General features: G+C 72.4%; 19 protein-coding genes. 12 read left to right on the forward strand and 7 right to left on the reverse strand.

The window, feature by feature from the left end; genetic code table 11:
• Positions 1-238 precede the first annotated feature (238 nt).
• Positions 239-1,099, forward strand: a complete 861-nt coding sequence (locus tag AC3WLN_RS13825; RefSeq protein WP_492482081.1) for an acid phosphatase — start codon at positions 239-241, stop codon at positions 1,097-1,099.
• 235 nt (positions 1,100-1,334) lie between these two features.
• Here the strand turns inward: AC3WLN_RS13825 and AC3WLN_RS13830 are convergent, their stop codons facing one another.
• Both AC3WLN_RS13830 and AC3WLN_RS13835 read right to left on the reverse strand, forming a co-directional pair.
• On the reverse strand, positions 1,335-2,084 hold the full coding sequence (locus AC3WLN_RS13830; protein ID WP_492482083.1) for a TerC family protein: 750 nt from the start codon (positions 2,082-2,084) through the stop codon (positions 1,335-1,337).
• A gap of 102 nt (positions 2,085-2,186) precedes the next feature.
• On the reverse strand, positions 2,187-3,110 hold the full coding sequence (locus tag AC3WLN_RS13835; RefSeq protein WP_492482085.1) for a lipid kinase: 924 nt from the start codon (positions 3,108-3,110) through the stop codon (positions 2,187-2,189).
• A gap of 397 nt (positions 3,111-3,507) precedes the next feature.
• Here AC3WLN_RS13835 and AC3WLN_RS13840 point away from each other — a divergent pair, with 397 nt between their 5' ends.
• From AC3WLN_RS13840 to AC3WLN_RS13860, 5 genes are all read left to right on the forward strand, one after another.
• Positions 3,508-4,425 (forward strand): hypothetical protein, encoded by a 918-nt coding sequence (locus AC3WLN_RS13840; protein ID WP_492482086.1) that lies wholly within the window; start codon positions 3,508-3,510, stop codon positions 4,423-4,425.
• A gap of 74 nt (positions 4,426-4,499) precedes the next feature.
• Positions 4,500-5,714 (forward strand): thermonuclease family protein, encoded by a 1,215-nt coding sequence (locus AC3WLN_RS13845; RefSeq protein WP_492482088.1) that lies wholly within the window; start codon positions 4,500-4,502, stop codon positions 5,712-5,714.
• A gap of 99 nt (positions 5,715-5,813) precedes the next feature.
• The gene (locus tag AC3WLN_RS13850) at positions 5,814-6,794 is read left to right on the forward strand and encodes an SPFH domain-containing protein (RefSeq protein WP_492482090.1); all 981 of its coding nucleotides are present in this window, start codon (positions 5,814-5,816) and stop codon (positions 6,792-6,794) included.
• Complete coding sequence (locus AC3WLN_RS13855; protein WP_492482092.1) at positions 6,791-7,225, forward strand: NfeD family protein; 435 nt, start codon at positions 6,791-6,793, stop codon at positions 7,223-7,225. The genes AC3WLN_RS13850 and AC3WLN_RS13855 overlap by 4 nt, the downstream gene beginning before the upstream one ends.
• Before the next feature lie 209 nt (positions 7,226-7,434).
• Positions 7,435-8,892, forward strand: coding sequence for a phosphomannomutase (locus AC3WLN_RS13860; RefSeq protein WP_492482094.1), 1,458 nt, complete (start codon positions 7,435-7,437; stop codon positions 8,890-8,892).
• A gap of 76 nt (positions 8,893-8,968) precedes the next feature.
• Here AC3WLN_RS13860 and AC3WLN_RS13865 read toward each other — a convergent pair whose 3' ends face one another.
• Positions 8,969-11,890, reverse strand: a complete 2,922-nt coding sequence (locus AC3WLN_RS13865) for a phosphoenolpyruvate carboxylase (RefSeq protein WP_492482096.1) — start codon at positions 11,888-11,890, stop codon at positions 8,969-8,971.
• Positions 11,891-12,193: 303 nt separating this feature from the next.
• On the opposite strand from AC3WLN_RS13865, the gene AC3WLN_RS13870 reads away from it, so the two are divergent.
• The 3 genes from AC3WLN_RS13870 to AC3WLN_RS13880 all read left to right on the forward strand — a co-directional run bounded on the left by AC3WLN_RS13870 (position 12,194) and on the right by AC3WLN_RS13880 (position 13,889).
• Positions 12,194-12,505 (forward strand): hypothetical protein, encoded by a 312-nt coding sequence (locus tag AC3WLN_RS13870; RefSeq protein ID WP_492482098.1) that lies wholly within the window; start codon positions 12,194-12,196, stop codon positions 12,503-12,505.
• Positions 12,505-13,296 carry a hypothetical protein gene (locus tag AC3WLN_RS13875; RefSeq protein WP_492482100.1) on the forward strand — a complete coding sequence of 264 codons (792 nt, stop codon included), beginning with the start codon at positions 12,505-12,507 and terminating at the stop codon, positions 13,294-13,296. Before AC3WLN_RS13870 ends, AC3WLN_RS13875 begins: the two co-directional genes overlap by 1 nt.
• 143 nt (positions 13,297-13,439) lie before the next feature.
• Positions 13,440-13,889, forward strand: coding sequence for a cupin domain-containing protein (locus AC3WLN_RS13880; protein ID WP_492482102.1), 450 nt, complete (start codon positions 13,440-13,442; stop codon positions 13,887-13,889).
• 10 nt (positions 13,890-13,899) lie between these two features.
• Here the strand turns inward: AC3WLN_RS13880 and yddG are convergent, their stop codons facing one another.
• Complete coding sequence (yddG, locus tag AC3WLN_RS13885) at positions 13,900-14,769, reverse strand: aromatic amino acid exporter YddG (RefSeq protein ID WP_492482104.1); 870 nt, start codon at positions 14,767-14,769, stop codon at positions 13,900-13,902.
• A gap of 154 nt (positions 14,770-14,923) precedes the next feature.
• Between yddG and AC3WLN_RS13890 the strand changes: the two genes are divergently transcribed.
• Positions 14,924-16,183, forward strand: a complete 1,260-nt coding sequence (locus AC3WLN_RS13890; RefSeq protein ID WP_492482105.1) for a glycerophosphodiester phosphodiesterase family protein — start codon at positions 14,924-14,926, stop codon at positions 16,181-16,183.
• A 36-nt stretch (positions 16,184-16,219) separates the two neighbouring features.
• Here AC3WLN_RS13890 and phbB read toward each other — a convergent pair whose 3' ends face one another.
• A complete protein-coding gene (phbB, locus tag AC3WLN_RS13895; RefSeq protein WP_492482107.1) occupies positions 16,220-16,951 on the reverse strand; it encodes an acetoacetyl-CoA reductase in 732 nt (243 codons plus the stop codon).
• 145 nt (positions 16,952-17,096) lie between these two features.
• On the reverse strand, positions 17,097-18,278 hold the full coding sequence (locus AC3WLN_RS13900; RefSeq protein ID WP_492482109.1) for an acetyl-CoA C-acetyltransferase: 1,182 nt from the start codon (positions 18,276-18,278) through the stop codon (positions 17,097-17,099).
• A gap of 317 nt (positions 18,279-18,595) precedes the next feature.
• Between AC3WLN_RS13900 and phaR the strand changes: the two genes are divergently transcribed.
• On the forward strand, positions 18,596-19,222 hold the full coding sequence (phaR, locus tag AC3WLN_RS13905; protein WP_492482111.1) for a polyhydroxyalkanoate synthesis repressor PhaR: 627 nt from the start codon (positions 18,596-18,598) through the stop codon (positions 19,220-19,222).
• Between the two features lie 141 nt (positions 19,223-19,363).
• Positions 19,364-19,642: a hypothetical protein gene (locus AC3WLN_RS13910; protein ID WP_492482113.1), complete on the forward strand. Its 279-nt coding sequence runs from the start codon at positions 19,364-19,366 to the stop codon at positions 19,640-19,642.
• Positions 19,643-19,780: 138 nt separating this feature from the next.
• On the opposite strand, the gene rpmF is transcribed toward AC3WLN_RS13910, so the two are convergent.
• A complete protein-coding gene (rpmF, locus tag AC3WLN_RS13915; RefSeq protein ID WP_055946842.1) occupies positions 19,781-19,969 on the reverse strand; it encodes a 50S ribosomal protein L32 in 189 nt (62 codons plus the stop codon).
• Positions 19,970-20,370: the final 401 nt, after the last annotated feature.

The raw sequence follows: 20,370 nt of genomic DNA on the forward strand, positions 1-20,370 counted from the left end.
GTTCCTCCGCCGCGCCTCGGGGCGTCTGGCCGTCTCGCGCCCGGACCTCGCGCCAGCGGCCTCCCGGCCTGCGCGGGGGCGCAACACGGTCCGGCATCCCTCGGAATTCGGGCTGTCCGGCGAGACACCGGCGGCAATTCCGTCAGCGTTCAGATCAGGCCTGCCATAGGCTTGTTGTAAAGGAGTTCTATACTGATACCTCGCCTGCTCTGTGCTGACCTCCGATACCGAGACGCCGATGGCCCGCCTGTCCCAGATCCTGACGTACCTCGCGATCGTGCCGATCGCAGGCGTGCCCGCGGCGGTACAGGCGGAGGAGACGGCGCAGAAGCCGGTTTCCGCCCCCGCCGTCAGCGCCGCACCGCTGACGCCCGGCAAGCCGGCCCGGGCGCCCTACCTCTCGGAGACCCAGGCCCCCGACACCGTGGCGATCCTCGGCCCGCCGCCCCGGGGACAATCGGCGGCCGAGGCCGCGGACAAGGCGGCCTTCGTCGCCACCCGGTCCCTCAAGGGAACCCCGCGCTGGACCCTGGCCACGACCGATGTGGCCGACGGCGCCTCCGCGATCCTCGACGATTTCGCCTGCGTCATCGGCCAGCGCATCGAGCAGTCGCGCGCGCCCGCCCTGATGACCCTGATGGAGCGCGCGCGCCTCGACATCGCGCAGGCGACCCGGGCCCCGAAGCTGCATTACCGCCGCCTGCGCCCCTTCGTCGGCAACGACGCGGAGATCTGCGTGATGCGCACCTCCGATCTCGGCAACGCCTTCAGCTTCCCGTCGAGCCACGCGACGCAGGCCTGGACCTATGCGGCGATCATGGCGGCCCTGATGCCCGAGAAGGCGACCCAGTTCTTCGTCCGGGCCCGCTCCTACGGCGAGAGCCGCATCGTCTGCGGCCTCCACTGGGCCAGCGACATCGAGGCCGGCCGTACGGCCGCCAGCGCGGTCTTCGCCGCCCTCCAGGGCGATGCCGGATTCCGGGCCGATCTGGAGAAGGCCCGGGCCGAGCTCGCAAAGCTCGTGACCGCCGGCGGCCCAGCCCCCGATCGGGCGGTCTGCGCCCGTGAGGAAGCGGCCGCGCGCGAGCCCGTGCTCTAGCCCCATCCGATCCGGCCGAGAGTCGAGGCCCCCTCCGCCAGGCGCGTCCGGACGTCGCGCGACCCTGCCGGGACGGGCGCTCGATCACATCCCGGCCCGTCGGCCGTGGCATCGGCGCGGCAGGTCCGGTTGCGAGCGAGCCCGGACGCGTACAGATCCGAACGTGAACAGGCCCGGCCGATCGCTCGGCCGGGCCTGTTCACGGGTTTTCCCGTGAAACGTTAACCATGGCGTTTCAGGTCCGGGTCGGGGTTCCCGCCCGGGTGCGCTTGCGGCGCCGGGCCAGCATGTTCAGCCCCTCCACGCCGGCCGAAAAGGCCATGGCGGTGTAGATGTACCCCTTCGGCACGTGGGCGCCGAAGCCCTCGGCGATCAGCGTCATGCCGATCATGATGAGGAAGCCCAGCGCCAGCATGACCACCGTCGGATTGGCGGCGATGAAGCGCGACAGCGGGTCGGCGGCCAGCAGCATCACGGTCACGGCCGTGACGACGGCGATCACCATGATCGGCACGTGCTCGGTCATGCCCACTGCCGTGATGATGCTGTCGATGGAGAACACGAGGTCGAGGACGAGGATCTGGCCGATGGCGGCGGCGAAGCCGAGCCGCACGGCGCCGCTGCCCGGGGTCTCCGGCTCCGGATCGACGGTGTGATGGATCTCCTTCGTGGCCTTCCACAGCAGGAACAGGCCGCCGGCGATGAGGATGAGGTCGCGCCAGGAAAAGCCCTTGCCGAACACCGCGAAGACCGGCTGCGTCAGCGCGACGATGTAGGCGATGGTGGCGAGGAGGCCGAGGCGCAGGACCAGGGCGAGGCCGATGCCGATGCGGCGTGCCTTCTCCTGGTGCTCGGGCGGGAGCTTGTTGGTCAGGATCGAGATGAAGATCAGGTTGTCGATGCCGAGCACGACCTCCATCACCACCAGGGTGGCGAGGGCCGCCCAGGCGGTGGGGTCGTTGGCGAGTTGAAGCAGGCTGTCCACGATGGCCTCGTTTCGTCGGTCGGGCCTGCTCCGCGTCCGACGTCGCGCCGGGAGCAGGCATGCGGAGGAGAGGGGCCGGCCCCGGCCCCGGATTCGGTTCGATCAGGCTGTGAGGGGGGAACTGCGCGCGGCCACGCCCGGCCGTTCGGCCGGAGCCGGGCTGAAGATCCGCACCGCCTGCGGCACCACCTTGAAATGGGCCGGCGTGTAGGTCGACAGCTCGCCGTCGGTGTTCACCGGCCGCGGCTTCTTGGTCTTCACCACGATCTCGGTGGTGCTGAAGGCCCGCACGTCGGCCGCCTTGCCCTGGGTGCCCTTGCGCAGGGCCGGCAGCAGCATCAGCAGCCGCCACCAATGGGCGACCTCCAGGCTGTAGAAATCCAGCTTGCCGTCGTCGACGGTGGCGGTCTCCTCGACCGTCATGCCGCCGCCGTAGTGGCGACCGTTGCCCACCGAGACCTGGATGGTGCGCACGGTCTCGGTCTGGCCGTCATGCTCGATGTAGACCGTGAAGGGCCGCATCCGCCGGAGCACGCGAACCGCCGCGATGCCGTAGCCCAGGGTGCCCCAGGTCTTCTTCGATTCCGCCGTGAGATCGCCGGCGAGGTCCGCCGAGAATCCGATGCTGGCGACGTTGAAGTAGTAGTGTCCGTTGACGCAGCCGAGATCGGCCGGGCGCGCCTCCTCGGTGGTGATGAGGCGGGCCGCCTCCACCGGGTCGACGGGCAGGCCCAGGGAACGGGCGAGGTCGTTGGCCGTGCCGAGGGGCAGGATGCCCAGCGGCAATCCCGTCTCCACCAGGGCGGGCGCGGCCGCGTTGAGCGTGCCGTCGCCGCCCCCGAGGATGACGAGGTCGCAGCCCTGCGCGTGGCGCTTGATCACGGCGGTGCAGTCGGCATCGCCCGGCGGCTCGAAGGGCTCGATGCCTCCGGCGCGCAGGACATCGCGCACCTCGTCGAGGGAGAAGCTGCCGTTGCGGGCCTTCGGGTTGACGAGGAGGAGCGCCTTGCGGGCGGGCGCGCTCATCGCGGGCCTCCGGACCGGCACGGGGCGGGCCGAATCGGATCGAACGGGAGACAACGAGGGAGCATGAGGTTCGACACCCTCCGGTGCGTTCGCGCCGCGTCAGCGCAAAAGCATGGAAGGGTCCGACATCACGGTCAACGCCTCGACCGCCAGAGGGGCCCGGACCCGACCACAAGGTGGGTGCAGGCTTGGCAATGACAAGAGCCCCGGCGGCACAAGAGTCCGTGCCCGGGGGCGTCCCCGCAATCCCCGCACTCGTCCACACCCCGGAACACGGGACCGGGTCCTTCCGTGCGCATTCAGGGAAACTTAGCGGGCACGCCCGACGTTTCACCCTGGTCGATCGGTCCCGCACGCGCTTTTCCGAAACCCCGGCCGCGACCCCGGTGATGATGCCATGCGCCACGGTCCAAGCTCCCACGGACGCTCCCACGGAACCGGCCTCGCCCGACTGGGCCTCGCCTCGTCCGTCGCGCTGGTGAGCGCCGCTCTGTCCCTGGGGACGGCGGAGGCCCAGACGCGCCCGGGCTGGGTCGACCCGCCGGCCCGCCAGGCCCAGCCGCCCGGCACGGACAAGCCCGCCTCCGAGAAGCCCATGACCGGGAAGTCCATGACCGAGACGCCGGTGGCCGAGAAGCCCGCGGTGGAGACGCCCGCGACGGCCCGGGCCCAGGCGGAGGGCCCGGCGGCTCAGGACTCGGCCGCCGCGGAGCGGACCCCGATGGCCTCGCACCGGCGGCGCGTGGCCGGACCCTCCGCCGAGGGCCGCCGCCTCGCGACCCGTAGCGCCGCGCCGGAACGGCTCCACATCCGCCCGCGCTTGGCCGACACGCCGATGGCGCCGCAGCCGGCGGCCTCCGAGGCGCGCTTTCCCGAATGGGCCGCCACCGCGACGCGGCTGACGGACCGCTACCTCGACAGCGTCTCGGCCCCCGGCGACGCGATGGTGGCCGCCGCCCCCCGGTTCTATGCCGAGCGCGTCCGCTTCCACGGCCGCACCCTGTCGCTGGCGGCCCTCATCGCCGAGAAGCGCCGCTTCGTCCGGCGCTGGCCCGAGCGGCGCTACGAAGCGCAGGGCGGCGCGACCCGGACCGCCTGCAACGCCGCCAGTGCGACCTGCATCGTCCACACCACCTTCGATTTCCGCGCCGACAATCCGGCGCGCGGCGTGCGCTCGCAGGGCGTGTCGGAACTCACCCTCACCATCAGCTTCGCCGGGGAGCGCCCGCTCATCGTCGCCGAGTCGAGCCGCGTCCTGCGCCGCTATGGTGCCGGGCCCCAGAGCGCTATAGCGGGTGCTCAGCGCGGTGCCTGAGGCCGGCCCGCTGCGATCGGTGCGTCATACCCGGAGTTGTTCGCGTCTTGGATGATCGGAATCCACCCTCGCCGGTGCCGGGTGACGCGCGACGGGACGGGACGGCCTCGGAGCGCGCGGTCCTGCGCGCGCGCATCGCCGAGGCGGTCGCGCAGGCCGGTGCCTATCCGGTGGCGGAGCGGACGCTCGCGCTCCTGGTGGAGGCGGCCCTGCGGCCGGGCCCGGAAGCGCCCGGCTACCGCGTGGTGGATCGCGCGGGCGTGCCGCGCCAGGTCGCCGGGGTGGACGGGACCGCGGTCCCGATGGACCTGCCGGCCCTGCTCGCGGAGCTGCGCGACCAGCATCCCGCCCTGTTCCGGCCGATCCCCGAGCCGGCGCCCGAGCCCGAACCGGAGCCCGTCCCGACCGAGGATTTCCGGACGGCGACGGCGCGCTTCGTCGGGGCCCAATCGGTCCTCGCCCGATCCCTGGTCGCGCGCTCGGCCACCCGCGGCCGGGCGCTCGCCACCTCCGTCTCCGGCCGCCTGGCGACGCTCCGGCGGAGCCGGGCCGAAGGCCCGAGGACCGAACCGTCCGCTCCCGGCCTCGCGACGGAAGCCCCGGAACCGACCCGGGCCGGGCTCGTCGCCGGCCGCGTCCGCGACGGCGCGCAGCGCGTCGGCGGCTATGCCCGCGGCCGGCTCGCCGACAGCGTCTCGCGCTTCGGCGAGGTCGCGCGCGACCGCAACGTGCTGCGCGACGCCCTGTCCCACCGCGCGCTTCCGATCGGGCTCGGGGCCGCCGCGCTGGTGGCCCTCATCGCCGTCCTCGGCGGGCGCACGCCCCCGGAAACCACACCCGCCGAGACCGGGGCCCCGCCTCCGTCCCAGTCCCAGCCCCAGTCTTCGGCATCCGCGACCGCCGCGCCGCCGCCGAGCGCTCCCGACATGAGCCCGGCCGCGCCGGAGGAGGCGCCTCCGAAGCAGGCCGCGGCCAACGAGATCAGCGGCCCGGTCGAGGTCATCGACACCGCGACCCTGCGGGTCGGCGGCAAGCTCGTGCGCCTGTTCGGGGTCGAGTGGGTGCGCGGCGGACAGGCCGACGAACTCACACGCTACCTCGCCGGCCGCACCGTGACCTGCCAGCCGGTGGCGGGCAGCGAGGCCCGCCTGTGCTCGGTGGAGGGGCGCGATCTCTCCGAGGTGGTGCTGTTCAACGGCGGCGGCCGCGCCTCGCCCGAGGCGACGCCCGACCTCGTGGCCGCCGAGGACCATGCCCGCGCCGAACGCCTCGGCGTCTGGGCGCGCTGACCGCCCGGGCCCCCTCCGGGTCGCGGCCACGTGAACAACGCCCTTGCGTCGTCGCGGCCCGCCGGTCTCAATGCCGGCGGGACGGCCGGGGGACGAGGCATGGATTTCTCTGTGGGCGTGAGCGTCGCCGCCGTGGTGCTCGTGGCGCTCGTCGTCGTCACCCTCGCCATCGGCATCAACATCGTGCCGCAGGGGCACGTCTACACCGTGGAGCGGTTCGGCAAGTACCACCGCAGCCTGGAATCCGGCCTCGGCCTCATCGCCCCCTATGTCGAGCGCATCGGCCGGCGGGTGAACGTGATGGAGCAGGTCATCGACGTGCCGAGCCAGGAGGCCTTCACCCGCGACAATGCCGGGGTGCGGATCGACGCCGTGGTCTTCTACCAGGTGCTCGATGCGGCCCGCGCCTCCTACGAGGTCTCGAACCTCGAGGTGGCGATGATGACGCTGACCATGACCAACATCCGCACCGTGGTCGGCTCGATGGACCTCGACCAGCTCCTGTCGCACCGCGACGAGATCAACGAGCGCCTGCTGCGGGTGATGGATGCGGCGGCCTCGCCCTGGGGCGTGAAGATGACCCGCATCGAGATCAAGGACATCGTGCCGCCCGCCGACCTCGCCGGCGCGATGGCGCGCCAGATGAAGGCCGAGCGCGAGAAGCGCGCCTCGGTGCTGGAGGCGGAAGGGCACCGGCAGGCGGAGATCCTGCGGGCCGAGGGGCGCAAGCAATCGGCCATCCTGGAGGCCGAAGGGCGCAAGGAGGCGGCCTTTCGCGACGCGGAGGCCCGTGAACGCGGCGCCGAGGCGGAGGCGCGGGCGACCCAGCTCGTGAGCGAGGCCATCGCAAAGGGCGACCTCGCGGCGGCGAACTTCCTCGTGGCCGAGAAGTACGTCGAGGCGGTGAAGGCCATCGCCACGGCGCCGAACCAGCGCGTCGTGGTGGTGCCGATCGAGGCGGCGGCCCTGGCCGGCACCCTGGGCGGCATCGCCGAGATCACCCGCAGCGTCTTCGGCGAGGGCGCCCCCCAGCGCAAGAGCGCCGGCCTGCCGCCGAACGTCGGGGGCGGCGCCCGATGATCGCGTCGTTCGTCGAGGCGATCGGACCCGCCTGGACCTGGATCCTGATCGGTCTCGTGCTGATGGGGACGGAGCTCGTGGCGTCCGGGGTCTTCCTGCTCTGGCTCGGGTTGGCGGCCCTGGTGACGGGGCTGCAGATCCTCCTCGTGCCGATGCCCTGGCAGGGCCAGATCCTGCTCTTCGGTGTCCTCTCCGTGCTCTTCGCCGTGGTGGCGAGCCGGAAGACGCGGGCGACCAACACCCTGAACCGGGGGGCCCAGGGGCTGGTCGGACGCGATTATCCCCTCTCGGCCCCGATCGTGGCGGGCGAGGGCCAGATCCGCGTCAACGACACCCTCTGGCGCGTCACCGGCCCGGATGCGCCGCTCGGCGCACGGGTGCGGGTGACGGGGGTGGAGGGCACGCTGCTGACGGTGGTGACGGCGTCGTAGCCGGCGCCCCGACCACGCTCGGCCACGCCCCCGGGGCGGCGGCTCCGCGATGCGGGCCACCAGCGTCGTTACGGGCGCGCGTTCCCCGTCCCTGCGAGGCTATACGCAACGGCCTTCGGGATTCATTTGAGAAAGCGGGCGGCTGTTAATAGAAGCGCAGCCGACGCTCCCCCTCGCCATCGCGTCGCGCGCCTCTGACAGGACATCTCATGAGCAGCTTGAAGTTCGGAACGAGCGGTTTGCGTGGGCTGGTCACCGATCTCGTGGGCTGGCCGAGCTACGCCTATGCGAGCGCCTTCTTCCGCTCCATCGCCGCCACCACCGGCCCCGGTCAGACCCCCGTGCGGACCGTCGTGATCGGGCGGGACCTGCGCGACAGCAGCCCCGGCATCGCCGCGACGGTGGCCGCCGCCGCGGCGGGCGCCGGCTTCACGGCGATCGATTGCGGCGCGCTGCCGACGCCGGCCCTGGCCCTGGAAGCCCTGCGGCGCGGCGCCTGCGCCGTGATGGTCACCGGGAGCCACATCCCCGAGGACCGGAACGGCCTGAAGTTCTACCGGCCCGACGGCGAGATCACCAAGACCGACGAGGCCGCGATCCTGGCCGCCCTCGGGGACGTCTCCACGGAAGGCCCCATGGCGGTGGCCGACGCCGCCCCGCCGGAATCCGGTGCGACGGACCGCTACCGCCAGCGCTACCGCGACGCCTTCGCCCCCGACATGCTGGCCGGCCTCAGGATCGCGGTCTACCAGCAGAGCTCCGTGGCGCGCGACCTCCTCGTCGAGCTCCTGACGGCGCTGGGGGCGGACGTGACCGCGATCGGGCGTGCGGCGCGCTTCGTGCCGATCGACACGGAGGCCCATCGCCCGGAGGACGTCGCCTTCATCCGCGAGGCCATGACGTCCGGTGCGTTCGATGCCCTGGTGACGACCGACGGCGACGCCGACCGGCCGCTGGTCGCGGATGCCGCCGGGCGGATCCTCCGGGGAGACGTTCTCGGGCTGATCACGGCGCGCTACCTCGGCGTCGATACCGTCGTCGTGCCGGTCACGGCCGGCTCGGCCATCGAGCAGGCGGGCGGGTTCCGGCGGGTGCTGCGCACCCGGGTCGGCTCCCCCTACGTCATCGCCGGCATGGCCCAGGCGGAGACCGAGGGCGCCGAGGCCGTCGTCGGCTTCGAGGCGAATGGCGGCTTCCTGCTCGGCTCGGACGTGACCCGCGACGGCCGGACCCTGCCCGCGCTGCCGACCCGGGACGCGATGCTGCCCATCCTGGCGACGCTGGCCGCGGCGCGCGGGGCCGGATTGTCCCTCGCGGACCTCGTCGGCTCCCTGTCCGTGGGCGAGACCGCGAGCGACCGCCTGCCCAACACGCCGGCCGAGCACAGCGGCGCCTTCCTGCGGCAGCTCGGCGAGGAAGCGTATCGGCGGGATTTCGTTCGACCGGTCGGCACGCCGCGCGCCGTCGACGAGCAGGACGGCGTGAGGATGGAGCTCGACGGCGGACGCACCCTCCACTTCCGCGCCTCCGGCAACGCGCCCGAGCTGCGCTGCTACGCCGAGGCGGGAACGGCCGGCGAGGCGGAGGAGCTGGTCCGCTGGGGATTGGCGGCCGCCGCGGCCGCGATGAAGCCGGGCGCGGCGGGCGGGGATTCCGCGCCGCGCTGAGCGGCGGACGGACCCGCTCTCCTCGGCGGCCGCCGGGCGCGGTCCGGCGGCCGCGGCGGGGCCGCTGATCCCGGCCTCAGCCGAACGCGCCCACCTCGTGCTGGATCATGCCCGAGATCTCGCGCACCCGCTGGAAGCTGCGCCGGATCGGCTCGAACAGCGTCCTGTGCTCGGCCTCGTAGGTGCCGACGTCGCGCGGCCCGGCGGGCTCGCCGAAGTTCAGGCCGAGGGTCGGGTCCGGGGTGATCGGGAAGATATCCTCCAGCAGCGTCAGGCAGCCGTCGATGTCGAGGCGCAGGAAGCGCTCGATCAGCGCCTCGCGGCTCACCCCCGATTGCGGGCGGAACCCCGGGATGTGGACGGCCAGGAACCAGATCCGGTGGATCAGCGCGAGGCGGATCGCGTGCAGCAGGGTCAGGCGGGCCGACATCCGGCCGAGGTCGGGCGCCGCGACCTGCAGGTCGAGCCAGTCGCAGGTGAGGCGGCCGAACAGGTGGCGCAGGTCGGGGGCGAGGCGCAGCCGGTCGAGGGCGTTGGCGATCACCACGAGCTCCTCGCGCCGGCCGTCGCGCTGGGTGCGCCGGGCCCGCTCCAGCCACACCGCCGGGTCGAGGGTGTCGATGTAGGCGCGCAGCACGTCGAGGTCGGCGACGCTGGCGGCATGCTGCACCAGGCGGAAGGCGCGGGAGAAGCGCACCGAATCCCGGCGCATGTCGCGGAACAGGTCCGGGGTGCGGCCGGCGGCCCGGCCGACGCCGTGCAGGGAATTGGCCAGGAAGCCGAGCTGCTGCAGGATCGCGTTGTTGGGGATCGCCCGCATCTGGCGCGGATGGGTGATCATGGTCGGGCCACCGCCATCGGTCTGGCGGGCGACGGGCCGGGAGCCGGTGCGGTCGAGGAGGCTCGGGCCGAAGGTGCCGAGCAGGGCGGCGTAGCCGGGATCGTCCACCAGCGCCTCCATGTCCTGGCGCACCACGGTGAAGAATTCGGCGGCGAAGTCCGGCTCGGCGTAGATCGGGTCGTCGGTCTCGTCGGCCCCGCTCGCCGGATCGGAGAGGACGTAGTCGGCGAAGCTGTCGTCGTCGGCGACGTCGAAGGCGAAGACGTGCTCGGCGATGCGCTCCACCGTGGCCTCGGCCAGGGGCAGGGTGCCGAACATCAGGTAGCCGTCCGAGCCCTGGAAGCTCGATTCGAGGCGCACGCGGATGCCGGCATTCCGGTTGCGTCGGCGCGCATCCTCCGGGGCGAGATAGGCGAGGCGGTCGCGCAGGGAGGTCGGGTGCGCCCCCCGGCCGATGGATTCCCCGTGGGTGTCGAAGATCGCGAGCTCCACCCCCGTGAGGTCGTTCTGCACCATCAGCTCGGTGATGCGCAGGCGCAGGCGCTCGATCCAGAAGCTCGCGGCGAGCTGGCCGACGTAGCGCCCGGAATCCGAGTAGCCGAACTGCACCGTCAGGCGCCCGATGCGCTTGAGGTAGGCCCGCCAGTGCGGATTGCGGAGCGCATCGTCGAGGACGCGGATGCCCTGCTCGAGGGCGCTGGCCGTCTCGAACAGCGGCGTGATCTCGACCTTGTCACTGATCCCGTAGTGCCGCGCCAGCCAGAGGGCGGCGAGCAGGGTGTAGCCGGTCTCGGTCTCGGCGATGAGGAAGCGGACCGGGTGGGTGCCGTCGACGTGCTTGAGGATCTGGGTGATCGTCATCATCAGCCGGGCGGCCGAGGCCCGCTCGGCGGCCAGCGCGCCGAAATCGACGTCCACCGCCTGCACGTCGTTGAGGAGCGCGTGGATGGTGGCGAGGTGCGAGCGGCGCTGGGCGGCGTCGGTGGGCTCGCCCTCGAGGTCGGTGACGCGGCGCACCGCGTTGTGGATCTGGCTGGCGTTCAGCCGGAAATGCGGCAGGGCGTTCGAGAGGCCGTGGGTGGCGATGCCGGAGCGCAGGAGCGCGATGCTGCGCCTGTCCTCGTCGGATTCGGCGGCCCCGACCGCCCCCGCGAGCCCGGCCAGGATCGCGCTGGAATCGGTCTGGGCCCGCTCCCGCTCGATGATCAGCGCGAGGGCGAAGCGGTGCACCGCCTCGAGGGTCGGCTTGGTCCCGAGCCGGGGCGCCACCGCGAGCTGGCGGTTCACGGCGGCGAGCGCGTTCCCGGTGAGCTCGCGCACCACCTGGGTCGCCGGCACCTGCGGCAGCCGGCGCATCACCCGGTCGAGCTGCATCCGCTTCGATTCGAGGCGGTAGCGCAGGGTGTCCCACCAGCCGATATCGGTGCGCCCGTCGGTGTCGCAGCCGACCCAGCTCGCGATCGCGAAGGGCTTGGGTACGAGCTCGGTCCAGCGGTCCGGCCAGCGCGCCCGGGCGGCGTCGAGGAGCGCGGCGTTGAAGCCGTCGAGGGCGGTGCGGCCGTGATTGGCCGCGAGGCAGGCCTGGTCGAACTCGTCGTCGAGGCTGATGTTCGGGTCGGGCCGGGTCGAGAGGCCGGCCGCGCGCGCGAGCAGCGGCTCCCGGGCGGCACCCTCGGCCTCGCTCGCCGCCTGGGCGATCAGGGCGGCGACGGCGCGCGGCATCCCGAAGGTCGGGTGGGCGGTGAAGACCACGGCGAAGCCGGTGCGGCCGACGAGATCCCGGAAGGTCTCGAAATCCCCCTGGCGCGCCGGCACCGCCGCCACGAGGCGGGCGGCCATCCGGCTGTCGGGCGCCGCCGCCGCGTCCCGGTCGAGCCCGACATAGGCGCGCAGGCGCTCGGCGCGGGCGCTCAGGGACTGGGCCCGGAGCCGGGGGAACAGGGCGTCGAGGTCGTCCTCGCCGATCTCGCCCCGGTCGAAGCGCCGGGTGATGGCCAGCGTCACCGCCAGCACCGGATTGCGGAACGGGTCCTCCGCCGCCTGATCGCGGGATTCCTCGATCAGCCGCAGGAGGTCCCGCTCCAGGCCCTCGGCCCCCTTCGGATCGTGGCCGGGGTCCAGGGCGGCATCGGCCGGATTGAGGTCATGCAGGCGCATCGATCGACCTTGGGGTTCGGGAGCGGGTTACGGCGTCATACGGTATGCGGACGACGCCGGTGCGTCGGACCTGCGCGGAATCCACGGCCATCGACGGGGGAGGGCAGGTCCGCCCCGGGTCGCCGCGGTCGCACGCTCCATGCCTGACGGCCCCGGGGCGGGGGGCATGGGGCCGGGATGGAGACGTACCTTCTGACATCGCCGGTCCGGGACGCAAGGACCGTTCCGGGCCCGGGCCGGCTCCGGTGAAAGCGCCGGGGGAGGATGCAACGCGGCGCGTCCTGGGCTAACGCTGGACCCGGCATGGAAACACTCCTGATCCTGGGGGCCCTCGGCGTCCTCCTGTTCTCCGGCTTCCTCGTGGCCCTGCAGCTCGCGCGCGGGCGGCGCCCCGAACTCCGCATGGGGCGCGAGGAGGACCTCGTGGACGAGGCCGAGGGCGAGGACCTGCTGCTCCGCAGCCTGGAGCCGCCGCGCGCCAGCCCGATCGACCGCACGGCGACCATCCTGGACGTCGAGCCCGAGCGGCCGCACGCGATCCTGGGCGAGGCCCCGCCCCGGGAACTGCCATCGCCACCCCTCCGAGACCCGTATCGAGATCGGGAGCTTCGCTGATGGTGTGCTCCCGCACGCGCCGGTGGGCGGTCCTCCTGCCGCTGGCCGCCCTGCTGGCGGCCGGCCCCGCCCGGGCCCAGGCCCCCGAGCCGGCCGCCGAGGCCGAGGCTCCGGCCGCCCCGCCTTCCCGGGAGGCGGCCCCGAAGCCCAAACCCAAACCCAAACCGAAGCCCATTCCCAAGCCGGCACCGAAGCCGGCCGCCGAGGCCGGGCCGACCGCGCCGGTCGCCCCGGCCCCCGTGGCCGCCGCCCCTCCTGCGCCGATGCCGGCCGCGAACCTGCCCGGCCTGACCGTGCAGTGCGAGGCGCGGGCGGCGCTCTACGAGGGGCCGAAGGAGTTCGCGGTCTGGGTCACCCGCACGGGGGCCGTGGTGGTGGAGAACCCGCTGCGCCCGCTCACGCCGGAGACGACCCGGGTGCTCGAGGTCGTCATCGCCGGCAAGGCCGCCACGGCCTACGGCCCCGACCTGTTCGCCCTGCGGCGCGGCGGAAGCCCCGCGGCGCTGGGCGCGCTGCTCGGCGCCCCGGTCCGCTGGGACCCCGTGCCGGCGACGCTGCCCGACACGCTCAACATCGTCTCCGAGACCGGCCAGAGCCTGGCGCAGCTCGGCTTCCGCGAATGCGGCGAGGCGCCCGCGGTGAAGAGCGCGCCGGTCGCGGCCAAGGACGAGGCGGCCAAGGGCGGCAAGGCCGCGGCGAAGCCGAAGAGCCGGCCCAAGGTCTCGGCGGGCGGGGCGTCGGGCGCCAAGGCCCCCCCCGGCCTCAGCCTGCCGCAGGGGGCCATCGAGTGACTTGGCTTGCCGAGCGAGACTTGGCCTGCCGGGCGAGGCTTGGCCTCGCGGACGAGACTTGGCTTGTCGAGCGAGGCTTGGCCCGCCGGGCGTGACGCGGCCTGCGGGCCTTCGACCAGGAGTTCCAGGATGAGGGTTCGCCGATGAGTGCCGGATCGCAGGGCCCCACCGCCGCGGAGGTGATCGCCCGCCTCGGCCTCGTGCCGCACCCGGAGGGTGGGCATTATCGCGAGACCTTCCGGGACCCCCGCACCGTGGACGGGCGCTCGGTGGGCAGCGCGATCTACTACCTCCTCGATCTCGGCGAGGTCTCCGAGTGGCACCGGGTCGATGCGGCCGAGATCTGGCACTGGCACGCGGGCGCGCCCCTCGTCCTCACGGTCAGCCCCAACGGCCACGATGCCAGCGCGGCTTATCTGGGCCCCGACCTGACCCGCGGCCAGCAGCCCCAGATCGTGGTTCCGGCCGGGCACTGGCAGACCGCCACCAGCCTCGGCGCCTGGACGCTGGTGGGCTGCACGGTCTCGCCGGCCTTCGAGTTCGCCGGCTTCGAGATGGCGCCGCCGGACTGGCGGCCGGTGCCCAGGACCTGACGGGCAGGGCCTAGCGCAGCCCGGCGCCGGACGCCCGAACCGCCACGAGCGCACCGAAGACGATGAGGAGGCAGGCGAGCGCCAGGGCCGGGCTCGGCTCGGCATAGCCGGCGAGCACCAGGATCAGGGTCGACAGGATCGGGGCGGCGTAGGCCGCGACCCCGAGGAGGCGCAGGTCGCCCCGCTTCACGCCGATGTCCCAGAGGTAGAAGGCGGCGCCCACGGGCCCAAGCCCGAGGGCGACGACGGCGCCCCATTGCACCGCGCCCGCCGGCCACAGGGTCGTCTCGAAGGCGCGGTGGCAGGCGAGGCTGAGGGCGGCGGTGGCGAGGCAGAAGCCCGCCACCGCGTCGGTCGGCACCGCCCCGACCCGGGAGGAGAGCACGGAATAGCCCGACCAGACGAAGGCGGCCGCCAGCGCCGCGAGGTAGCCGGGCAGGCCCCCGGCGGAAAAGTCGGTCCCGCCCCGTCCGGCGAACAGCACCACGACGCCGACGAGCCCGAGGGCGGCGCCGCCGAGATGGCCGGCGCGCAGGCCCGCCGCACCGGGAAGCCGGGCCGAGAGCAGCACGATGAGGAGCGGCCAGAGGTAGTTGAGCAGGCCCGCCTCCGCCGGCGGGGCGAGGCGCAGGGCGGCGAAGTAGAGGGCGTGGTACCCGAACAGGCCGCCGACGCCGAGGAGCCAGACCGGCCAGGGCTGGCGCAGGGCGCGCAGGCCCGCGGGGCGCACGAGCCAGCTGGCGCAGCCGACGAGGCCGCCGAGCGCGAAGGTCATCGCCGCGAGCTGGAACGGCGGCACCGCCCCCGACAGGGCCGTCAGCAGGGCGAGCAGCGACCACAGCAGGATCGCGCCGAAGCCGAGCAGGGTCGCGGAGGGCATGGGAAACCGGATGTCCGAGGCGGGAGGCCGTGCCGCTGTCCCATGCCGGGGGCGTCCCGGGCAAGGCGCGGATGTCCCGGGACGAGTGCCTTCATCGACCGGTCACGGGCGGGCCCTACCTGCGTGGAGCAGACACGCGGCGCGGAGGCGGAGCATGGGCACGGCATCTCTCGGATCGGGGCGCGTCCGGAGGGCGGCCCTGGGCATGGCCGCGGCCCTGCTCCTCTGCGCAGGCCCGGCGGCGGGCGGCGAGCCGGCCCAGCGGGGCCCGCGGCCCTTCTACCTCGTCGACAGCATGAAGCCCGGGCCCCTGAAGGATCGTCTGCGGGCCTGCGGCGCGGACCGACCCTACACCGCCCGCACCTTCTCGATCGCGCACCGGGGCGCGCCGCTGCAGTTTCCCGAGCATAGCCGGGAGGGCATCCTGGCGGCCGCCCGCATGGGCGCCGGGGTGATCGAGTGCGACGTCGCCTTCACGCGGGACCGGCAGCTGGTCTGCCGGCACGCCCAGTGCGACCTCCACGCCACCACGGACATCCTCGCCCGCCCGGACCTGGCGGCCAAGTGCAGCCAGGATTTCCAGCCCGCCGACCCGGCCACCGGGCGCAAGGCCTCGGCCCGCTGCTGCACCAGCGACCTGACCCTGGCCGAGTTCAAGAGCCTCAACGGCAAGATGGACGCGAGCGACCCGCAGGCCACGACGCGGGAGGCCTACGCGCATGCGACCCCCCGCTGGCGGACCGATCTCTACGCCACCACCGGCACGCTGATGAGCCATGACGAATACATCGCGCTGGTCGGGTCCCTGGGGCGCCGGTTCACGCCGGAACTGAAGGCGCCCGAGGTGCCGATGCCCTTCGCGGGCTACGGCCAGGACCAGTATGCCCAGGCGATGATCGACGCCTACAAGCGGGCCGGCATCCCGGCCTCCGCGGTGCGGCCGCAGAGCTTCCAGCTCCGGGACATCCTGTACTGGCTGAAGGCCGAGCCCGATTTCGGTCGGCAGGCCCTCTGGCTCGACAACCGGGACGAGACCGATCCGGGCTTCGACCCCGAGCGGCCGGAGAGCTGGAAGCCCGGCATGGCGGAACTGGCGGTGCTGGGCCTGCGCACCCTGGCGCCGCCCCTCTGGATGCTGGTCCGGGTCGGGCCGAACGGGACCATCGAACCCTCGGCCTACGCGCGGGCGGCCCGGGCCGCCGGCCTCGACCTGATCACCTGGTCGCTGGAGCGCTCGGGGCCGCTGAAGGACGGGGGCGGCTACTACTACAAGTCGATCCGCCCGGTGATCGACCGGGACGGCGATACCTTCGCGCTCCTCGACGTGCTCGCGCGCGAGGTCGGGGTGAAGGGGGTCTTCTCGGACTGGCCGGCGACGGTGACGTTCTACGCCAATTGCCTCGACCTCGAGTGAGGGGCGCGGCTCCCGCGGGGGGAGCCGCGCGGACCACTAGCCGGCGATGTACTGGGCGCCGTTGATGGTCAGGGTCGAGCCGGTGATGAAGCCGGAATCCTCGGCCGCGAGGTACTCCACCGCGCGGGCGATCTCCTCGGCCTCGCCGAGGCGGCCCACGGGGATCGTCGAGATGATCTTGTTGCGCACGTCCTCCGGCACCGCCATGACCATGTCGGTGGCGATGTAGCCCGGCGCGATCACGTTGACGGTGATGCCCTTCGAGGCGCTCTCCTGGGCCAGCGCCTTGGCGAAGCCGATCACGCCGGCCTTGGCGGCGGAGTAGTTGGCCTGGCCGACCTGGCCCTTCTGGCCGTTGATCGACGAGATCAGGATGATGCGGCCGAAGCCCCGGTTGCGCATGCCCTCGATGACCGGCCGAGTGACGGTGAAGGCCGAATCGAGGTTGGTCTTGATGACCGCCTGCCACTTCTCGAAGCTCATCTTGTGGAACAGGCCGTCGCGGGTGATGCCGGCGTTGTTGACCAGGATGTCGACCGGGCCGACCTCGGACTCGACGGCCTTGATGCCGGCCTCGCAGGCGGCGTAGTCGCCGACATCGAACTTGAAGACCGGAATGCCGGTCTCCTCCTTGAAGGCGTTGGCCGCCTCGTCGTTGCCGCCGTAATTGGCCGCGACCTTGTAGCCCTTGGCCTTGAGGCCCTTCGAGATGGCGGCGCCGATGCCGCGGGTGCCGCCGGTGACGAGTGCGACGCGTTCCTGAGCCATGCTTTCCTCCGAAATCCGGTTTCTTGTGATTATGATTGCCCGGTCGCGCTTTAGCGGAGCTCCCACGCGTCGCGCGACCGATTTAAATTTGCGGCGCCGTCAAGAATTCATGCGAGAATTCCTGCGGCGCCGCTCGATCCGGGGCTCAGACGCGCTCGACGCAGAGGGCGACGCCCATGCCGCCGCCGATGCAGAGGGTGGCCAGGCCCTTCTTGGCGTCCCGGCGCTTCAGCTCGTGCAGCAGGGTGACGAGGACGCGGGCGCCGGAGGCGCCGATCGGGTGGCCGATGGCGATGGCGCCGCCGTTGACGTTCACCTTGTCAGTGTCCCAGCCCATGTCCTTGTTCACCGCGAGCGCCTGGGCGGCGAAGGCCTCGTTGGCCTCGATCAGGTCGAGGTCGGAGGCCTTCCAGCCGGCCTTGTCCAGGGCCTTGCGGGAGGCCGGGATCGGGCCCGTGCCCATCACCTTGGGGTCGACGCCGGCCGTGGCCCAGGAGACGATCCGGGCCAGGGGCTTGATGCCCCGGCGCTCGGCCTCGGAGGCCGACATCAGCACGATGGCGGCGGCGCCGTCGTTGAGGCCGGAGGCGTTGGCGGCGGTCACGGTGCCGTCCTTGGTGAAGGCCGGCTTCAGCTTGGCCATCGCCTCCACGGTGGCGCCGTCACGGATGTACTCGTCGGTGTCGACGATCACGTCGCCCTTGCGGCCCGGCACGGTGACGGGGGCGATCTCCTCCTTGAAGCGGCCCTCCTTGCGGGCGGCCTCGGCCTTGTTCTGCGAGGCGGTGGCGAAGGCGTCCTGCTGCTCGCGGGTGAGCTGGAAGGCCTGGGCCACGTTCTCGGCGGTCTGGCCCATGTGGTAGCCGTTGAAGGCGTCCCAGAGCCCGTCCTTGATCATGGTGTCGACGAGCTTGACGTCGCCCATCTTCTGGCCGCCGCGCAGGTACTGCGCGTGGGGGGAGAGCGACATCGATTCCTGGCCGCCGGCCACGATGACGGTGGCGTCGCCGTTGGCGATCTGCTGCATGCCGATGGCGACGGTGCGCAGGCCCGAGCCGCAGACCTGGTTGACGCCCCAGGCCGTGGCCTTCTCGGGAATGCCCGCCTTGATGGCGGCCTGGCGGGCGGGGTTCTGGCCGGCACCGGCCGTGAGCACCTGGCCGAAGATCACCTCGTCCACGTCGTCGGCGGGGACGCCGGCGCGCTCGAGGGCCGCCTTGATCGCCACGGCGCCGAGGTCGTGCGCGGGCACGGTGTTGAATGCGCCGCCGAACGAGCCCACCGCGGTGCGCGCCGCGCCGACGATGACGATGTCTTCTGCTGCCATGGTGACGTTCTCCTCATCCCGGCCGGCGCTCCCTTGACGCTCCGATTTCGATCGGGCGTGGGCGCCTTTGTGCCGTTCTCTCGGATGAAAGCCGTCGACCCTGCGAAGTCAAGGCACCCTGGAGTTGTTTGCGGCTCCGGTCGTGACAGGACACGCCCCCTTGCGTGGTATTCCGCGGGATGGGCGATAAATTGCTGTTTTCGTCGGCACGCGAACGTCTTAAGGTGCACTTGTGCGCCGCGAGATCGTGCAGCGGTCCGTGGCGCGACCGAAAGAAGATCGCGCGGCCATGAACGCGTCGGGAGAGGCCCCCAGAAATGGCGGATAACGGTAAGTCCAACCACACCGTCATCAAGAAATACGCCAACCGGCGCCTCTATCACACCGGGACGTCGACCTACGTCACCCTCGAGGACCTGGCGACGATGGTGCAGAACGGCGAGGATTTCCTCGTCTACGATGCGCGCTCGGGCGACGACATCACTCGGTCGGTGCTGACGCAGATCATCTTCGAGCAGGAGAACAAGGCCGGCGACGACAACCTGCTGCCGGTGGCCTTCCTGCGCCAGCTGATCCGCTTCTACGGCGACAGCATGCGCACCATGGTGCCGAGCTTCTTGGAATTCTCCATGGCGAACTTCGCCCGGGACCAGGAAGGCCTGCGCGAGAAGATGACCCAGAGCTTCGCCCCCACGGCGTTTCAGAGCGCGATGGAGGAGCAGGTCCGGGCCAACATGAGCTTCTTCGGCGACGCCATGAAGATGTTCACCACCTTCGGCACCGGCCCGCTCTCGGGCATGGGCGCGCATCCCTCCTCGGCGGGCAAGTCGGGCGCGGGCGTTCCCGCGCCGGTCCAGCATGGCTCCGGGGGGAGCGACCTCGACGACCTCAAGCGCCAGATGGCCGAGATGCAGTCCCGCCTCGAGGATCTGGCCAAGAAGTAGGCGCGCGGCGCCGGCGGGACTCGACCCTCGCCCGCGGCCGGTAACCTTGCCGCGCGATGGGCGCCCGAGCAAAGGTTGACGAACCGTTAACGCGGACCAATTCTGTTCCCACGGGCCATGCGGGCGCGGGGAGCGACGGTCATGGAGCACGCCGGGACGGAGCGGGACTGCCCGTCGGGCGCGAGGCCCGAATCGGATGCTGCCGCGCGCCGCGACCTCGTGGTGATCTCCGGTGGCCAAGAATCGGGTGGCCAAGAATCGGGCGGCCAGACATCGGGATTTCGGCCGGTCCCGGCCCGTCCCCTCTCCGGCTTCCTCGCCCAGCTCCTCGTCAGCGTCGAGCCGACCCTGCGGCCGTCCCGCATCGAGCGCACGCGCTCGGCCACCGCGCGTTACGCGGAGGCAGCCCGCCGCGCCTGAGTGCCCGCGGCGGATGGGAACCATCGGGCGAGATCGGGAGCGCCCAACGAAAAGAGCCGGGCCCCTTGCGGGGCCGCGGCTCATGACGCTCGGGCGTGTGGTGCCGTCCGGGGCAGCCGTGCGGTGCCCCCGCGAGGCTCAGGCCTCGGTCGACTTCACCTTCAGGACCTGACGGCCGCGGTACATGCCGGTTTTCAGGTCGATGTGGTGGGGACGGCGCAGCTCGCCCGAATCCTTGTCGGTGACGTAGGTCGGGGCCTTGAGGGCGTCGGCGGAGCGGCGCATGCCGCGACGCGAGGGAGAGGTCTTTCGCTTCGGAACGGCCATCGGAAGAGTCCTGTACGGCAAAAAAGGCACCGTGGGCGCGACTTCCAGGGGAAGGCCGCCTCGGTACCGTGGTCAAACGGAGATTCGCTGGCGGCTCTATAACGCCGCGCACGGGTTCTGGCTAGAGGCGGTCCCGGGCAGGATGCCAGGACACGCAGGTCCAGGGCGGGCCGCCCGGGGGATTCACGAACAGGTAGATCCGGGACCGCCCGGGCGCGAGGACTTTAATCTGCGGTTCAAGTTGGACCTTCTATTCGTGAGGACAGGCTCGCTGCCGCATCGCGCGGACGGCGATGCTTTCGGGAGACGTCCATGTCCTCATCCCTGCTGCGTACCCTCGCCGTCCTGACCTGCTTCGCCGCCGGCCCCGCCCTGGCCCAGGCGCCGAGCCCGGCGACCCC

The sequence above is a fragment of the Methylobacterium sp. FW306-05-D genome (genome assembly GCF_058782155.1).

What these genes read in the sequence shown, in the direction of transcription:
- AC3WLN_RS13825 (WP_492482081.1), top strand. Translation starts at nt 239, where the DNA reads ATGGCCCGCCTGTCCCAGATCCTGACGTACCTCGCGATCGTGCCGATC.
- AC3WLN_RS13835 (WP_492482085.1), bottom strand. Translation starts at nt 3,110, where the DNA reads ATGAGCGCGCCCGCCCGCAAGGCGCTCCTCCTCGTCAACCCGAAGGCC.
- AC3WLN_RS13840 (WP_492482086.1), top strand. Translation starts at nt 3,508, where the DNA reads ATGCGCCACGGTCCAAGCTCCCACGGACGCTCCCACGGAACCGGCCTC.
- AC3WLN_RS13850 (WP_492482090.1), top strand. Translation starts at nt 5,814, where the DNA reads ATGGATTTCTCTGTGGGCGTGAGCGTCGCCGCCGTGGTGCTCGTGGCG.
- AC3WLN_RS13855 (WP_492482092.1), top strand. Translation starts at nt 6,791, where the DNA reads ATGATCGCGTCGTTCGTCGAGGCGATCGGACCCGCCTGGACCTGGATC.
- AC3WLN_RS13860 (WP_492482094.1), top strand. Translation starts at nt 7,435, where the DNA reads ATGAGCAGCTTGAAGTTCGGAACGAGCGGTTTGCGTGGGCTGGTCACC.
- AC3WLN_RS13865 (WP_492482096.1), bottom strand. Translation starts at nt 11,890, where the DNA reads ATGCGCCTGCATGACCTCAATCCGGCCGATGCCGCCCTGGACCCCGGC.
- AC3WLN_RS13870 (WP_492482098.1), top strand. Translation starts at nt 12,194, where the DNA reads ATGGAAACACTCCTGATCCTGGGGGCCCTCGGCGTCCTCCTGTTCTCC.
- AC3WLN_RS13875 (WP_492482100.1), top strand. Translation starts at nt 12,505, where the DNA reads ATGGTGTGCTCCCGCACGCGCCGGTGGGCGGTCCTCCTGCCGCTGGCC.
- AC3WLN_RS13880 (WP_492482102.1), top strand. Translation starts at nt 13,440, where the DNA reads ATGAGTGCCGGATCGCAGGGCCCCACCGCCGCGGAGGTGATCGCCCGC.
- yddG (WP_492482104.1), bottom strand. Translation starts at nt 14,769, where the DNA reads ATGCCCTCCGCGACCCTGCTCGGCTTCGGCGCGATCCTGCTGTGGTCG.
- AC3WLN_RS13890 (WP_492482105.1), top strand. Translation starts at nt 14,924, where the DNA reads ATGGGCACGGCATCTCTCGGATCGGGGCGCGTCCGGAGGGCGGCCCTG.
- phbB (WP_492482107.1), bottom strand. Translation starts at nt 16,951, where the DNA reads ATGGCTCAGGAACGCGTCGCACTCGTCACCGGCGGCACCCGCGGCATC.
- AC3WLN_RS13900 (WP_492482109.1), bottom strand. Translation starts at nt 18,278, where the DNA reads ATGGCAGCAGAAGACATCGTCATCGTCGGCGCGGCGCGCACCGCGGTG.
- phaR (WP_492482111.1), top strand. Translation starts at nt 18,596, where the DNA reads ATGGCGGATAACGGTAAGTCCAACCACACCGTCATCAAGAAATACGCC.
- AC3WLN_RS13910 (WP_492482113.1), top strand. Translation starts at nt 19,364, where the DNA reads ATGGAGCACGCCGGGACGGAGCGGGACTGCCCGTCGGGCGCGAGGCCC.
- rpmF (WP_055946842.1), bottom strand. Translation starts at nt 19,969, where the DNA reads ATGGCCGTTCCGAAGCGAAAGACCTCTCCCTCGCGTCGCGGCATGCGC.